Annotated in this window: 16 protein-coding genes; 13 read left to right on the top strand and 3 right to left on the bottom strand. The window is 44.4% G+C overall.

What is annotated here, in order from left to right; all coding sequences use genetic code 11:
• Positions 1-10 precede the first annotated feature (10 nt).
• Together flgM and flgA are read right to left on the bottom strand one after the other, a co-directional pair.
• Entirely contained in the window at positions 11-313 is a 303-nt protein-coding gene (flgM, locus tag ABR397_RS02390) for a flagellar biosynthesis anti-sigma factor FlgM (RefSeq protein WP_046976502.1), read from the bottom strand.
• A 125-nt stretch (positions 314-438) separates the two neighbouring features.
• Complete coding sequence (flgA, locus tag ABR397_RS02385; protein ID WP_350304308.1) at positions 439-1098, bottom strand: flagellar basal body P-ring formation chaperone FlgA; 660 nt, start codon at positions 1096-1098, stop codon at positions 439-441.
• Between the two features lie 230 nt (positions 1099-1328).
• Between flgA and flgB the strand changes: the two genes are divergently transcribed.
• The 11 genes from flgB (at position 1329) to flgL (ending at position 11392) form a co-directional block, all read left to right on the top strand.
• Complete coding sequence (flgB, locus tag ABR397_RS02380) at positions 1329-1742, top strand: flagellar basal body rod protein FlgB (RefSeq protein WP_350304307.1); 414 nt, start codon at positions 1329-1331, stop codon at positions 1740-1742.
• A gap of 5 nt (positions 1743-1747) precedes the next feature.
• Positions 1748-2152 carry a flagellar basal body rod protein FlgC gene (gene flgC, locus ABR397_RS02375; RefSeq protein WP_023045735.1) on the top strand — a complete coding sequence of 135 codons (405 nt, stop codon included), beginning with the start codon at positions 1748-1750 and terminating at the stop codon, positions 2150-2152.
• Between the two features lie 12 nt (positions 2153-2164).
• On the top strand, positions 2165-2860 hold the full coding sequence (flgD, locus tag ABR397_RS02370; protein ID WP_350304306.1) for a flagellar hook assembly protein FlgD: 696 nt from the start codon (positions 2165-2167) through the stop codon (positions 2858-2860).
• 27 nt (positions 2861-2887) lie between these two features.
• Positions 2888-4102: a flagellar hook protein FlgE gene (flgE, locus tag ABR397_RS02365; protein WP_350304305.1), complete on the top strand. Its 1215-nt coding sequence runs from the start codon at positions 2888-2890 to the stop codon at positions 4100-4102.
• Positions 4103-4120: 18 nt separating this feature from the next.
• The gene (locus ABR397_RS02360; RefSeq protein ID WP_350304304.1) at positions 4121-4876 is read left to right on the top strand and encodes a flagellar basal body rod protein FlgF; all 756 of its coding nucleotides are present in this window, start codon (positions 4121-4123) and stop codon (positions 4874-4876) included.
• 23 nt (positions 4877-4899) lie between these two features.
• On the top strand, positions 4900-5682 hold the full coding sequence (gene flgG / locus ABR397_RS02355) for a flagellar basal-body rod protein FlgG (RefSeq protein WP_350304303.1): 783 nt from the start codon (positions 4900-4902) through the stop codon (positions 5680-5682).
• Between the two features lie 72 nt (positions 5683-5754).
• Complete coding sequence (locus ABR397_RS02350) at positions 5755-6507, top strand: flagellar basal body L-ring protein FlgH (protein ID WP_350304302.1); 753 nt, start codon at positions 5755-5757, stop codon at positions 6505-6507.
• A gap of 12 nt (positions 6508-6519) precedes the next feature.
• The gene (locus tag ABR397_RS02345; RefSeq protein ID WP_350304301.1) at positions 6520-7629 is read left to right on the top strand and encodes a flagellar basal body P-ring protein FlgI; all 1110 of its coding nucleotides are present in this window, start codon (positions 6520-6522) and stop codon (positions 7627-7629) included.
• Positions 7629-8570 (top strand): flagellar assembly peptidoglycan hydrolase FlgJ, encoded by a 942-nt coding sequence (gene flgJ / locus ABR397_RS02340; RefSeq protein ID WP_350304300.1) that lies wholly within the window; start codon positions 7629-7631, stop codon positions 8568-8570. The genes ABR397_RS02345 and flgJ overlap by 1 nt, the downstream gene beginning before the upstream one ends.
• Positions 8571-8700: 130 nt before the next feature.
• Positions 8701-10344 carry a flagellar hook-associated protein FlgK gene (gene flgK / locus ABR397_RS02335; RefSeq protein WP_350304299.1) on the top strand — a complete coding sequence of 548 codons (1644 nt, stop codon included), beginning with the start codon at positions 8701-8703 and terminating at the stop codon, positions 10342-10344.
• A gap of 82 nt (positions 10345-10426) precedes the next feature.
• Positions 10427-11392: a flagellar hook-associated protein FlgL gene (gene flgL / locus ABR397_RS02330; RefSeq protein ID WP_350304298.1), complete on the top strand. Its 966-nt coding sequence runs from the start codon at positions 10427-10429 to the stop codon at positions 11390-11392.
• A gap of 78 nt (positions 11393-11470) precedes the next feature.
• Here the strand turns inward: flgL and ABR397_RS02325 are convergent, their stop codons facing one another.
• Entirely contained in the window at positions 11471-11785 is a 315-nt protein-coding gene (locus tag ABR397_RS02325) for a hypothetical protein (RefSeq protein WP_350304297.1), read from the bottom strand.
• Positions 11786-12651: 866 nt separating this feature from the next.
• Between ABR397_RS02325 and ABR397_RS02320 the strand changes: the two genes are divergently transcribed.
• Positions 12652-14247, top strand: a complete 1596-nt coding sequence (locus ABR397_RS02320) for a hypothetical protein (RefSeq protein ID WP_350304296.1) — start codon at positions 12652-12654, stop codon at positions 14245-14247.
• Positions 14248-14296: 49 nt separating this feature from the next.
• Positions 14297-15292 (top strand): hypothetical protein, encoded by a 996-nt coding sequence (locus ABR397_RS02315; protein WP_350304295.1) that lies wholly within the window; start codon positions 14297-14299, stop codon positions 15290-15292.
• Positions 15293-15749: the final 457 nt, after the last annotated feature.

The raw sequence follows: 15749 nt of genomic DNA, 5'->3' as shown, positions 1-15749 counted from the left end.
ATGGGTTTAATTACTTTTTATAATACGGAAAGTTTTCGGCGGCTTCTCTGAGTAGAGCGTCTGCGATTTTACCGCTGTTCATTTTTAAGGTTCCCTGAGCGACAGCTTCTTTCAGCTTTTGCACCTTTTGGATGTTGATATCCTGGCTGCTCGGCTGAACCAGTTTTGTTTGTGCTTCGCTCAGTTTTACTTGTGCATCACTGCTTTTTAACGTAACGCCGGAGGTTTTTCGGGTGCCCTGGGCGCTTTCATTAGTAGGTCGCTGTTGAACAGCAGCGATAGCTAATAAGGGTTGAGTGCGTTCGATACTCATAATTATTATCCTTTATGGCCAGGCATAGGTTCACCTATGGATCGGAGCAGGTTACATGCCATTTGCATACCTGCAAATCATGCTCTGCTGGTTATATCGGCACAGTAAAAGAAAACTTTAGTAACTTATAACATGATTTTTACACTGCCGTTTTCTAATGCCTGGCCGGTTATAACGTGCCCTGAATTCATTCGAACCCTGACTTTATCAGAAGTTGCCGCGTTATTAATAGCTTTCCCTTCATTGCGTATCTGAAAACCCTTTCCCTGTACAATTACCCCCACATTCTGACCTGCCCGCACCGCCCACGGGCGGCGTAACATATTGCGGGTAATTACCTGCCCTGCTGGAATGTTGCGTACAGCAACACTGTTTTTTATTTCATTTTTGTTAACAATCAGATCGTTCGGTAGTTTTTCCAGCAATCCGCTTCTGATCTGAAGATCTTTCTCTGATAAAACATCATTACGGGAGAGGGCGCGGCGGGTAACCCAATAATGTCCTGTAACGCTGACAGCGACTTGAATAAATTTACGTTTTTGATGACAAACAATAGGTAAAGAGATATTTCCCCAGTTTTGACCACCAACAGAGGGGTGAATTTCTGGTGATTCACACTGAGGCCATTGCCGTTCCGGCGTTCTGATTTCAACAGAAACTTTTTGATGATTATCCCTGTGTATCTGCTGGAAATAATGCGTTATGGCCTGAGGCAGATTATTTCCCCATGCCATCGAATTCATAAAGAAAAACGCGAATAGCCCGATAACCTTTATAGCTTGCATTTTCTCGCTCTCATTATTCTGTCAATAAAGTAGATAAATCCGCAGCTGTTGGGTGGCGCACAGTGTACCCGCATTGAATGTCGGTTAATGGGATAAATAGCAATTCAATTAGCGTTTATTCATCCGATAGGCTTTTCTTTCTGCGTTTATTCTGTTTACTGCAAATTTCGCGATCGCGAACTGCGCTATTAAGGTTCATAACACAAGTAAGTCACATCAGAGGGAGGAATATGCTCGATAAATTAGATGCAGCCTTTCATTTTCAGCAGGAGGCTTTGTCATTGCGATCACGGCGACAGGAAATATTGTCCGCGAATATCGCCAATGCGGATACTCCAGGATATCAGGCGCGGGATATTGATTTCGCCGCACAACTGAAAAAAACCATTGCGCACGGTCGGGTCACCGGAAACGGGATTGGGCTGACGCTGACATCGGATCGGCATATTCCCATTCAGCCTCAGAAGAGAATGGAGATGGACTTGCTGTATCGGGCGCCTTATCAGGCGGCGATGGATGGCAACACGGTGGATATGGATATGGAACGCGGCAATTTTATGGATAACAGTCTGAAATATCAGGCTGAACTGACGGCGACCAGCTCCCAAGTTAAAAGCATGATGTCAGTCTTACAGCAAGGATAAAGGCCATGTCTTTACTCAGTGTTTTTGATATTGCCGGTTCGGCATTATCAGCTCAATCCCAGCGATTGAATGTCAGTGCCAGCAATATGGCGAATGCTGATAGCGTTTCAGGGCCTGATGGTCAGCCATACCGGGCGAAACAGGTGGTTTTCCGTGTCGCCGCCCCGGCAGGACAGGAAACAGGCGGTGTCCGGGTCAGTGAAGTTGTTGATGATCCAACGCCTTTCCGCCTTGAGTATCAGCCAGGGCACCCGCTGGCCGATGAAAAGGGCTATGTACGTATGCCAAACGTTGATGTGGTTGGGGAAATGATCAACACCATTTCGGCTTCCCGCAGCTATCAGGCCAACGTTGAGGTACTGAATACAACCAAGTCGATAATGTTGAAAACATTAACTTTAGGTCAGTAACAGGGGCGACTCATGGGAATTGCCAGTGCAATGAACGAACCAATGGATAACGCCTCTGTTGGGGAGTTGGCGTCATCCAGCAAGACAAAAAAGAAGAACAGCGAAGAGCTGAATGACAACTTCATGAACTTGCTGATCACGCAAATGAAAAATCAGGACCCAACCAACCCGATGAAAAACAATGAGCTGACCGCCCATTTGGCTCAGATAAACACGGTACAGGGGATTGAAAAGCTGAATACCACACTAGGCTCTATTGTTGGTCAGATTAATAATAGCCAGTCTTTACAAGCATCAGCTTTGATTAGGCGGGGCGTTATGATTCCTGGCGATACGGTTCTGGTTGGTTCTAGCGAGGAAGGGGGGCTCAGTATTACACCATTTGGTATTGAGCTGGAAAGGCCGGTGGATAGTGTGAACGTGACCATTACGGATAAACAAGGGGCTGTTGTACGCCAAATTGATATCGGTGCGCTGGAAGCAGGGGTTCATAACTTCACCTGGAATGGCACAAAAGAAGATGGTACGACGGTTGCGGATGGCGCTTATAAAATCACCATTGCAGCTAGCTATAAAGGCGAGCAGAGAGTGTCTCTACCACTGACGTTCGCTGTTGTGAAGGGCATTACCCGTGGAGGGGAAGGCACTAAATTAGATTTAGGACTGGCTGGTACCGTCACGATGGATAAGGTGCGTCAGATTCTTTAACAAACGAGAATTTTAACGGAGAGTAATATGTCTTTTTCACAAGCAGTGAGTGGTTTGAATGCCGCGTCAGCTAATCTGGATGTTATAGGTAACAATATCGCTAATGCAGCGACATATGGCTTTAAATCCAGCACTGCGGCTTTTGCTGACATCTTTGCCGGCTCTCAGGTGGGGCTGGGGGTAAAACTGTCGGGTATTAATCAGAACTTTAAAGATGGTACGACGACTACCACCAATCGCCCCCTCGACTTGGCGATCACGGAAAATGGTTTTTTCCGTCTGCAAGACAATAATGGCGGGATCTACTACTCTCGTAACGGCCAGTTCAAAATGGACGAGAACCGTAACATTATTAATATGCAAGGTTTGAAACTGACTGGCTATCCGGCAGTGAGTATCAATGGGGGGGCGCCACAGGTTCAGAAGGGTGCTAACCCGGTAGCAATTACGGTATCTCAGGATATGTTGTCGGCGAAAGCGACAACTGAGGTGACGATGCAAACGAACCTTAATTCGATGCATAAAGTACCAACAGAAGCTTTCTCGCCAGATAAGCCTGATTCTTATAACTACCCAAATACGATCACCGTTTTCGACAGTTTGGGCAACCCGCATGGTATTAGCGTTTTCTTTGTAAAAACAAATGATAACGAATGGCAAGTTCATGCGCGGGATGGGGATGTTGCTGGTGCTAAAGACGCTTCACTCGGCACTCTGAAATTTGATGGTAACGGTAAAATCATTGGTAATGAGAACCAGTTCACGTTTAACGTTCCTTCATTGAATGGTTCTTTGGCTTCGGATATTACTATTAATTTTAATAACAGCCGGCAACAAAAAATTGATGCTGACAGCGTAACCAAACCAACCCAAAACGGTTATGCTGCTGGTCAGTTTAGTGGCTACCGTATTGAGAACGATGGTCGTATTATCGGTACCTATTCTAATCAGCAATCCCAGTTGCTTGGTCAGATTGTGCTGACTAACTTTGCCAACCCGGAAGGGCTAGCAGCGCAGGGTGACAACGTGTGGACAGAAACCGGTGCTTCAGGCAGCCCGGTGGTGGGGACGGCGGACTCAGGCAATTTTGGTAAATTGCTCAGTGGTACATTGGAATCATCCAACGTTGATATGAGTCAGGAGCTGGTCAATATGATCGTGACTCAGCGCAACTATCAATCCAATGCTCAGACCATTAAAACTCAGGATCAGATCCTGCAAACGCTGGTCAGCTTGCGCTGATAGTTTCAGGATAGCATTATGGATCATGTCATCTATACCGCAATGGGCGGTGCTCGTCAGACACTGGAACATCAGGCGGTGACGGCAAATAATCTGGCAAATGCATCAACGCCGGGTTTTAAGGCGCAACTGGCTGCATTGCGGGCGGTTCCTGTTGAAGGGGCCGCCTATAACACCCGTACTTTGGTTGTGGCGTCAACACCGGGCACTGACCATCGTCAGGGGCCGATGAACTATACTGCCCGTCCGCTTGATGTGGCTGTTGGGCAGGGCGGGTATCTGGCTGTTCAGCTTGAAGATGGTTCTGAGGCTTATACACGTAACGGCAGCATTCAAATTTCACCGGAAGGTCAGTTAACCGTCCAGGGTAACTTGCTGGTGGGTGATAACGGCCCGATAGAGATTCCGCCACAGACTGAATTAACACTGGCTGCTGATGGTTCTATCTCTGGTTTGATTGCCGGTAATCCTCCCACTCAGTTAGGGCAGCTTGGCAGAGTAAAAATGGTGAAACCTGAAGATAGTCAGCTTGTCCGTGGGGATGATGGACTTTTCCACATGACGGAACAGGCGCAAGAGCTACAGGGTGATGTCTTACCTGCTAGCGATGAGGTGAAATTAATGCCTGGTGTGCTTGAAGGAAGTAACGTCAACCCGATGGAAAGCATGGTAAGTATGATTGCCAACGCTCGTCGCTTTGAAATGCAGATGAAAGTTATCCATAGCTCAGATGAAAATGCACAACGTGCCAATCAGCTCTTATCAATAAGTTGATTTAGACACAGAGGATAAAACCGATGATTCGATCATTATGGATTGCTAAAACTGGGTTGGATGCCCAGCAAACTAATATGGATGTGATTGCCAATAACCTGGCGAACGTCAGCACTAATGGTTTTAAACGTCAGCGCGCTGTTTTTGAAGATCTGCTTTATCAGAACATTCGCCAGCCAGGCGCTATGTCATCGGAACAAACCCGCTTACCTTCTGGTTTACAGATAGGTACCGGGGTTCGTCCGGTATCGACAGAACGTCTGCACAGTCAGGGGAATTTATCCCAGACCAATAACACCAGACATGTTGCGATTAGAGGTCAGGGGTTCTTTCAGGTTCAGTTACCCGATGGCACCACGGCTTACACCCGCGACGGTTCATTTCAGATGGATCAGAATGGACAACTGACAACCGCCAATGGTTTTCAGATTTCTCCGGCAATCATAATCCCTGATAACGCCACAGAACTTAGCATTGGCCATGATGGTTTGGTCAGTGTGAAAGTGCAGGGTCAATCTGCCCTTCAGCAGATTGGGCAACTAACCCTGACAACCTTTATCAATAATAGCGGGTTGGAAAGTATGGGTGAAAACCTTTATCTGGAGACAAGCAGCTCTGGGGCGCCGGCTGAAAACACGCCGGGAATTAATGGCGCCGGGTTGCTCCATCAGGGATATGTAGAAACATCTAACGTCAATGTGGCTGAAGAATTGGTCAACATGATTCAGACGCAGCGGGCTTATGAAATAAACAGTAAAGCTGTGTCGACTTCGGATCAGATGCTGCAAAAACTGACTCAGTTATAACCTAATCATCAATCAGAACTACGGGGGAACATAGTTTCCCCGTTATTCAGAGATAAATTAAGAGTATCGAAGATGGATACAATGGCTGTTGCCGAGACCAGCACTGTTTGTCAGTCCCGCAATTTACGGAAAAATGCGGCAAATAAATGGCGTTGCAGTATCGCGCTGGCGGTATTGTCACTCACGGGCTGTGCCTATATCCCGCAAAAACCTCTGGTTGGGGGAGCCACAACCGCAGCACCTTCCTCAGCAACTGCGCCAGTACCGAATGGCGCAATTTTTCAGGTAGTGCAGCCTATTTATTATGGTTATCAGCCGTTATTTGAAGATCGTCGCCCACGAAATATTGGCGATACCCTGACGATTACCTTGCAGGAAAATGTCAGCGCCAGCAAAAGTTCTTCCGCCAATGCTAGCCGTAACGGGAAAACGACTTTTTCCGCCGCACTGACTCCCCGCTTTCTGAAAGGGTTAATAGGTGGAGATAAAACTGATCTGGATATGGAAGGTGAGAATACTTTCGGCGGAAAAGGGGGCGCTAATGCCAATAATACGTTCAGAGGTACGATTACCGTGACGGTTGATCAATTACTGGCAAATGGCAACTTACATGTTGTCGGAGAAAAGCAGATTGCTATCAATCAGGGAACAGAGTTTATCCGTTTCTCCGGTGTGGTTAACCCACGGACTATCAACGCCAATAATACCGTTAGCTCTAATCAGGTCGCTGATGCCCGCATCGAATATGTGGGGAATGGGTATATCAATGAAGCGCAGAACATGGGCTGGTTACAGCGTTTCTTCTTGAATATTTCACCGTTTTAAAAGGGGATGGTTATGATAAAACAATTTGCCGTCAGCCTCCTTCTTGCATTGCTGACTTTGATGACAACTCCTGCATCGGCGGAACGTATCCGTGATCTGACTACGGTTCAAGGGGTGCGGGAAAATGCGTTGATTGGTTATGGATTAGTTGTTGGATTGGATGGAACCGGTGACCAGACCACACAAACGCCATTTACCACCCAGAGCTTAAGCAATATGTTATCCCAGTTGGGGATCACGGTTCCGCCAGGAACTAATATGCAGTTGAAAAACGTGGCGGCTGTGATGGTGACGGCAAAATTACCGCCATTTGGCCGTGCCGGACAGAATATTGATGTAGTGGTTTCTTCTCTGGGCAATGCCAAAAGCTTGCGTGGCGGTACGTTGCTGATGACACCACTAAAAGGTATTGATAATCAGATATACGCTCTGGCTCAGGGCAATATTCTGGTTGGCGGTGCGGGCGCCAGTTCTGGTGGCAGCAGTGTGAAAGTGAATCAGCTGGCGGGGGGACGAATTAGTAACGGCGCAGTTATTGAGCGTGAATTGCCGACACAGTTTGGTGAGAATGGCACACTTAATCTTCAGTTAAATAATGAAGATTTTTCCCTGGCGCAGCAAATCAGCGACGTGATCAATCGTATGCGCGGAACGGGGACAGCAACGCCGCTGGATGCCCGCACGGTGCAATTACGTATGCCGAAGGATAGGAGCGAGCAAGTTAAATTCCTTTCTCATGTGCAGAACCTGACTATCCGTGTTGATGTGGGTGACGCCAAAGTGATTATTAACTCCCGCACCGGCTCGGTGGTGATGAATCGCAACGTTATGTTGGATAGTTGTGCCGTTGCTCAGGGAAATCTTTCTGTCACTGTTGAGAATCCGGTTGTGGTTAATCAGCCAAATACTCCATTCGCAGGTGGCGCGACGGTTGTCACTCGTAATCCCAGTGTAGCTATCCGTGAACAGGGTGGTTCGTTGCAGAAGGTTAACGCCAGTGCGAGTTTGAATAGTGTTATTCAGGCACTGAATGCATTGGGTGCGACACCGAATGATTTAATGTCAATCTTACAGGCAATGGAAAGTGCGGGTTGTCTGCGGGCGAAACTGGAGATCATCTGATGAGTGATTTTTCAATTCTGTCCGGTGCTGCTTATGACGTACAGTCGGTTAACGCGTTGAAATCCAGTCTGGCAAAGGATTCACCGCAAGGGCTACGGCAGGTAGCCCAACAAATGGAAGGCATCTTTGTTGAAATGATGCTGAAAAGTATGCGTTCGGCTCTGCCTAAAGATGGCATGTTGAGTAGTGAACAGACACGTCTTTACACTTCGATGTACGATCAACAAATTGCCCAGAATATTTCTCAGAAGGGGCTGGGTTTTGCCGATATGATGCTAAAACAGCTTTCTAACGCCAATACCGCGCCCAGTGAAACGGCTGGGAAAATGCCCATGCCACTGGATAACGAGGTTTTGCAAACATTGCCGAGGCAGGCGCTTGAGCAATTTATCCGCCGAACAGTGCCGAAACCTGCGACCGCACCTAAGTCACTCCCCCTGAGCAGTACCAACTTTGTTTCTACGCTCTCTGTTCCCGCTCAAATAGCCAGCCAGCGCAGTGGTATTCCTCATTTGCTGATTATCGCTCAGGCTGCGCTGGAGTCTGGTTGGGGACAAAGAGAAATCCTGACTGCCGATGGTAAGCCAAGCCATAATCTATTTGGCATTAAAGCGGGTAAAGGCTGGAAAGGGCCGGTAACCAATATCCTGACCACCGAATATATTAACGGCGAACCACAGAAAATGAAGGATAACTTCCGTGTTTATGGTTCTTACGTGGAAGCGATTACAGATTACGTCAAGTTACTGACAGAAAGCCCCCGTTATGCCCGCGTTGCCAGCTCGGTTACGCCGGAGCAGGGGGCTTATTCTCTGCAACAGGCGGGTTATGCAACCGATCCCGGCTATGCGAAAAAACTGGTCTCTGTTATTCAACAGCTAAAAGGTGCTGGAGAGCAGGCAGTGAAAGCGTATACCCACGATTTGAGTAAACTATTCTGAGCCACATTTTGCTCAAGTTTTATTGAGTTCAGCCGATAAATTATAACAGCTCAGACACTGTTTTTATCTATCTGAAGGATCGTTTGCCGCCATCAGCGGAGACGTAACTAAAACGCAAAAGGATCTACTGATGTCCAACAGTCTTATTAATACCGCGATGAGTGGCCTTCAGGCTGCTCAGATTGCTCTGGGAACAGTGAGTAATAACGTCACAAATGCCCGTGTTCCTGGTTATAATCGGCAATCAACAGTTATAAATCAAAATGGTGGTACGATGACATCCATTGGCTTTATGGGAAATGGTGTTACTGTCACCAGTATTAACCGTCAATATAATGAATTCATTAGTAATCAGCTTTCTGCCTCACAGGCGAAACAAGGTGCATTGACCACATATTCCCAACAAATTTCCCAGATTGATAATTTGCTGGCAGATAAAGCGAATAGTCTTTCAAACACCATTGATGGCTTCTTTACCAGTTTAGGAAATATCATCAGTAATGCTGAAGATGATGCAGCCAGAACGACAACTATCGGCAACGCAAAGGGGCTGGTAAACCAGTTGAGAAATGCGGATACCTTCCTGCGTAATATGGAAAACAACATTAATAAGGGCATAACGGATACCGTTGATGTCATTAATAATCATGTTGAGCAAATAGCCAAACTGAATGGTGAAATTACCCGAATGAAGGGCGGCGGCAGTGCTGAACCAAACTCATTACTTGATCAGCGGGATCAATTGGTCAATCAGCTGAATAGGCTGGTTGGTGTGAGTGTGACTCAGCAGGATGGCGGTTCTTATAATGTGACTTTTGCGGGTGGATTGACTCTGGTTCAGGGGACAACCGCATACAAAGTAGAAGCTGTCTCATCTAATGCGAATAGTAGCCGCATCACGCTAGGTTATGATCGTGGTTTTGGTGATGTGGTTGAGGTTAATGAAAAATTCATTAATCAAGGTGAATTAAGCGGCACATTACGGGCGCGTAGCGAAGTACTGGATAATTCCCGTAATCAGTTAAACCAATTAGCCTTAGTATTGGGCGATCAATTTAATCAGGTTCACCGTTCTGGTTTTGATTTGAAAGGTAACCCGGGTAAAGATTTCTTCACATTTAATAATCCGGATGTTATTTCCAATAGCAAAAATAAAGGTTCTGCCGATTTTAAAGTGGAATATACAGATACCTCGGCGGTAAAAGCCAGTGATTATCATATCAGCTACGATGGTGCTAATTGGAAAATACAACGTACCTCTGATAAAGCAGATATTTCTGCCAAAGTGACAGGTAATACACTGGAATTTGATGGATTGAAAGTTGAAATTAATTCAACCAATGCACAAATGAATGACCAATACACACTGAAAGCGGTTAGCGGTGTTATTGGCGGCATGGAAGTTAATGTTAAAGACGCGTCACAATTTGCTGCTGCCGGCACTAAAGACTCCGGGGCAAGTGATAACGTCAATGTAAAAAAACTCGCTGAATTGCAGAGCAAAAAACTGGTCGATGGTAAAGCTTCATTTTCCAGCGCTTATGCTTCGATGGTTAGTACGATTGGTAACCAGACCAACACCGCCAATGTTGATTTAAAAACTCAGAGCAATATTACTAAGCAGCTTTATGCTGATCAGCAATCTGTTTCTGGTGTCAATATGGATGAAGAGTACGGTGCGTTGCAGGGTTTGCAGCAATATTATCTGGCGAACGCGCAAGTGATCCAGACCGCCTCAACACTGTTTAATGCCATTTTAGATATCCGTCGCTGATAAAACGTGGCACTTATTAAAATAGCCTGAGGATAGCCAGATATCCTGGGTATTTAGCTAAATATTTAAAAGGAATGATATCGTGCGTGTAAGTACCAATATATTGTACGACCAGAAAATGATTGGTATCACTTTGGCTCAGTCAAAATGGATGCAGCAGGGAGCGCAGTTATCCAGTGGTCAGAGAGTGATAAACCCATCAGATGATCCTATGGCTGCGTCTCAGGGCGTGATGGTTGCTCAGGCTGAATCTCAGAATCAGCAATATATGACGGCCCGTTCATTTGCCAAGAATGCGATTTCTATGCAATTAAGCGTAGTATCCAAATCCGTTGGTGTCGTACAAAATGTTCATGAAAGCCTTGTCGCCACAGTAAACGGTATATTGAGTGATGAAGACCGTAACTCGCTGGCTATCCAACTGCAAGGTTTTAAAGAACAACTGGTTAATCTGGGTAATTCGACCGATGGCAATGGCCGCTATATTTTTTCCGGCTATAAAACGGATGTAAAACCTTTTGATGAGAGTAAAAGCGGTGTAGTCAGCTATAACGGCGGCTATGAGGAAATGACGCAGAAAGTGGATAGTAACCGCTCTATGATTATCGGGCATACTGGGAAGCAGGTATTTCTCTCGTCTACCAGCAACCCGGTAAAAGAGCCGGATGGCAGTCCCAGTGAATCTGATATATTCAAAACTATCGACATGGCGATTCAGTCATTGAAAACGCCACTTCAAGGGGCAGATCAAGAAACCCGTGATAATGCGATGGAGTTGCTGAATAAAGCAAACCGTGGCGCCCGTAATGCGTTGAATAATATTTCTTCTGTGGAATCAGTCCTTGGTTTACAACTGAGAGAAATTGAAGAATTAAATAGTTTGGGTGAAGAACGTAGCCTGGCAAATAAAAGCCGTTTGAGTGAGCTGGTCGATGTGGAATGGAACTCGACAATTTCTAATTATTATCAGCAACAAGCTGCGCTTCAGGCATCATATAAAACATTTACCGATATGAAAGGCATGTCGCTGTTTGAGATTTATCGTTAGTTTTGTTTTTTTACTTATCTCTTGCCAAATAATCGCTGGCTTAGACCAGCGATTATTTTCAATTAAATTGATTTATATTTAGAGTGTGAAAATTGTAGTAACTTCAATTTCTGCGTGTTCGGTATTACTGAGATTGAGAGCTGTAACTTTATAGAAGTAAATAGGATTAGGTGGTCTTAATAGTTCTTTAATTTCACCGGGCTGGATATCTATAAAAGTATACAGGTTGTAACTTCCGAATGGTGGCGCCCAATAATTTGCTGCTCTAATTGGTGCTGGGCCTTTGTTTTTTATAATGAAATTAGGCTCTTGCCCAGAAGGAACTAATATATCTCCATTAATATAAATCTCAAAGGTTTGATTAGGGTTTACATATATAAATTGTGTTTTCATATTATTTTTTCCTTATGGTTTTGGTTGTTTTTCTGCATATGGTACAGGTAATCTTATTTTAGAAATTTAACTTAACACTTCCTCTGGATAGTTAAATATTGAAATTTGTCAGTGATTTAAAAGAAATAAGATAAATGAATTCATCATGTTTAAATTCTAATTCAGTAGATAGAAGGAATAATGGAATAGCATGGAAGCCTGGAATACAAGGCGATACATGTAGAAGCGTTAAAAAATAGTACGTAATGCACTTATTATCGCTTTTGAATTTTATTTTTTAAAATATTGTTAGCCAGCTAAACAATTGTGGGAGCAGTGTTAATATTGGCTGAGAAAACAGGTCTGCTACTGCGTTGTATCGCGGGTTTCAGGCCAGTGACTCTTATTAATTCAATTGAATCGGTATCGTTAATTGTAAATCATTCAATATGTTATAATTATTTATTAATATCCTGCACGAATTCCTATTTTTACCAGAAGAAAATCTTGTTTTTTCGAAAAAATAAGTCGATTTTTCCTTCCCTTTTCTATTCTCCCATTCGTATGTTAATTAATCAAATCGATGTCGGTTGATAACTTTAGGCTGATAGGAATGAGTAAACGCCCGGTCGAAATAGGGCAGAGAAAAGTTGGGCTGATTAACCTGCCGGTAAAACACGTTCGGTAATCATTGAGTCAATGTAAGGTGAGATTATGGTTATTTTAAACGATTTCTTTCATTTCCTGAGCGTCAACCTCGCTTTGTTAGGAGGAATATAATGGCAGATTCAGGACTGGTTTTTACTCTTACAGTAAAAGTAATCTCCGGGGGCAAACTAACAAATTTAGGTTTTATCCCCAACTAAGCGGTCAATAAGGTAATTGAGATGACGGCACAAACTATTTCATCCCGTGCCGGCGTTGCCTGCATGACATGCGACAACCCGGACCCCTGTATTTATAAAATCAGCGTCACTTTTGGTCAGAATACTCAGGTCTGGCCTGAAAAGCCGGCAATTAAGCTGAACCTGATTGATCATGGAGAAGGTCAAAAAGGGACGATACAGATTGAAGGTAAATGTCATAACGCAGCTAAACATCATGCGGTGCTAACGGGGGGGCAGAAAGAGAAAACGCTAGAATTTAATGCGCCACAGGAGGTGACATTATTTTACAAAGATCAGTTGGAAGACGCTGAGATTGAAAGTGGTCTGGAAAGTGTCTGGTTTTATTTATCTAATCTTGCCAACCCGACAGATATGTACAGTGAGCCGCGTTATTATAAGTTAATAACCCAGGGTTGTCTGGATAGTCAACAGTACGCGACGATAGCGGTTTACCCGTCGGTCAGTTTTATGGTTTCGGTTGGATTGAGCTTTGATTTTTCCCATGGAGAACGCGCTGTAAAAGAGCGGCGTGATGAACAGAAAAAAGCGCGTCAGGCGATGGAAAATGTCAAGCCCAAAAATGGCAATAAACTGCGCAGTGGCTGGACAACCCATACGGACCCATTTTATCTGACCCGACAGACGGCCCTTAACGTCGAATACGCTTTAACGGTTCAGGATATCGATTACTCGGCGAAGTTTGCGGAAGTTAATCAGGTGAGGAAAACCCTGCCTAATTTAGCAGCCATCAATCGGGTGGAAAAGCTGCTGGGTTATACCAAAAAATACCTGGCGCCCGATCCGGATTCAAAAGGCACCCGCAGCTACCAACTGCTTGATCTCAAGGTAGATCCCATCAATATTGGACTGGCTTATGCTTATGACCGAACCACTTCGATGGATGACCGTACCCATTTTTTGGGTTTCAGTGCTGCTCCTTTTATGGGGATGACGGCAAAACTGGATCTCATCCAAATGGGGGCGGCGTATTGCAAGATAGAGCGTGTGGCAGCCAAATTCAGAAAGGCGCTGGCCCGCAGGAATTCAAATGATAAAAACTATTTAGATCTGGAATGTTGCCTTATTTTGACCTGCAACCTGTCCTTTCAATTGGGTGCCGCTTATAAACAAAAGCAGTGGACTTTTGACGCCGGTAATAATAATGATTTGAAATTGAGTCTGGAAGGAAAAGTGAATGTCGCCTTTAAGACTCATATTATGATAATGGAAGTCGCAATAGGAGCGGGTGTGGCTGTAAAAACAGCGGCGGGTTTTGAACTTGATCAGCATGATAAAGGGATCGATCTGGCTGGCTACCATGATGGGATTGTTGCTGAGATTGAGGTAGCTGCGGATGTGGGGAAAAGTAAAAAATCTTTAATTCAAGTGAAAAAGAAGTGGAAATGGGTTATTGCCGATCCATTGAAAGCCAGTGAATCCCCATTAAGAATTAACCTTATGGGGGAAGAACGGCCTGTGGTTCGTCCCGATATTGTTCCAGGCGCTGAAACAGCGTCATGGGAAATGGGTTATGACCCTAACTTTAAGCCCAAGATGGATAACATCCCATTTATCACCGGATTACCAGGAATGTGAGGATAAAATGAGATTGAAACTGTTATTGCTATTATCAGGAGTGATTATTATGTTCGGTTTGGGTGTAATGGTGATGTTCGGTGCTAATGCACACGAACCAAGACTGTATATCCGTAGTTTATTCGATATTCAGTATGCTTTTTGTGATATTAAGACTAATGATGTAACCGGGTTCAGTAACCGTGATTCAGCCTTTGAAGGGCGAGGGTTTGGAACTTCAAGTACGGCCGCTATGCTATTAATGGCAAATGGAGAAAATGAAGTCAGTCTGGAATTTGGTGCGCTGGGTTGGTTTTCCTCAGATGTGTTATCAGATAAAAACCGCAATCACTTTAACCCTGAGGCTAAATGTACGCTGGAACTGACAGCCATGCGTGGTAAAAAAAGTGAAGTATTGACGGCAATTGAAGTGGCAATTGATAAAAATGGTCAGCCTGTAGCAACAACACCCGCGAATGAAGCGAAATATGCTGCTATTAGTACACCTGTGGTGCGTCATGTGATACAGGCAGATAACATAGAAGCTGGACATAAGGACGAAAACTACTTTGTTATTCGAACATTTCCACCCAATATGACCTTATATCGGTTTAGTCGGAATGTAAAAATCAGTGGATTGCCTGACTGGGAATGGGTGAAAGCAACCCCTTATACTGATACTGCGGAACAACGTCAGCAATTGCAACAGGCTTATATGGCGGCCTGGCGGGCCTATAACGCTAAGGATTTGAATACACTCCGTGATCAACAAAAAATTGCGCTCAAAGCCTGGGCTTGGGCTACTAATGAAAGTGAAGAAAGTATTTTCGCTGATCAGTCTATTGGTGATATCAATGCAAAAAACTTCAAAATGAGACCAATTAACTGGAATGACTACACTGTTAAAATAATGAACCAAGGAAGAATGGTCAGACTGGTGAATAAATCGGATCCGGAAAGTTCGCCAATATCTTACTATTACGTTGATGAAGATGGCGATACGGTTTTGGCTACCGTCGCACCAATCTTTTCATTAATTAATGGTCGTTTTGTCCAGGTGATTTAATTAAGAGTATCGGGTTCTTTAGCCCGATATTTTTTCTTGATGAGTAATGCGATAAAAATCGGTGATACCGGTAAAGAATATCATCATTGTGGCATCACACTTATTAGAGAATGAAAGGGTGAAAAAACGCATTAAATTTCTTATCGTTATCTGTTTTATCCCGCCAAAAAACCTCATTTTTACCAGAATAAAATATCGTTCTTAAAAGAAAATAAGTGCATTATTTCTTCACTTTTCTATGCTCCCGTTCATATGTTGAATAATCAACCCGACAGGGTGCTGATAATTTCAGGCAGAAATATGAGGTAAATACCCGGCCCAACAAGGGCGGAGAAAAATTTAGCCCGTGGCTCTGCCGGTAAAATACATTCGGTCGTCATTTAAATTAGTGAAAGTTGAATTATGGTTGTATTAAACGATTTCTTTCATTTCCTCAGCGTCAATATCACTCAGTCAG

It is taken from the genome of Photorhabdus viridis (assembly GCF_040256935.1).
Lineage (GTDB): Bacteria > Pseudomonadota > Gammaproteobacteria > Enterobacterales > Enterobacteriaceae > Photorhabdus > Photorhabdus viridis.
This window is presented reverse-complemented; position numbering and strand designations above follow the sequence as displayed.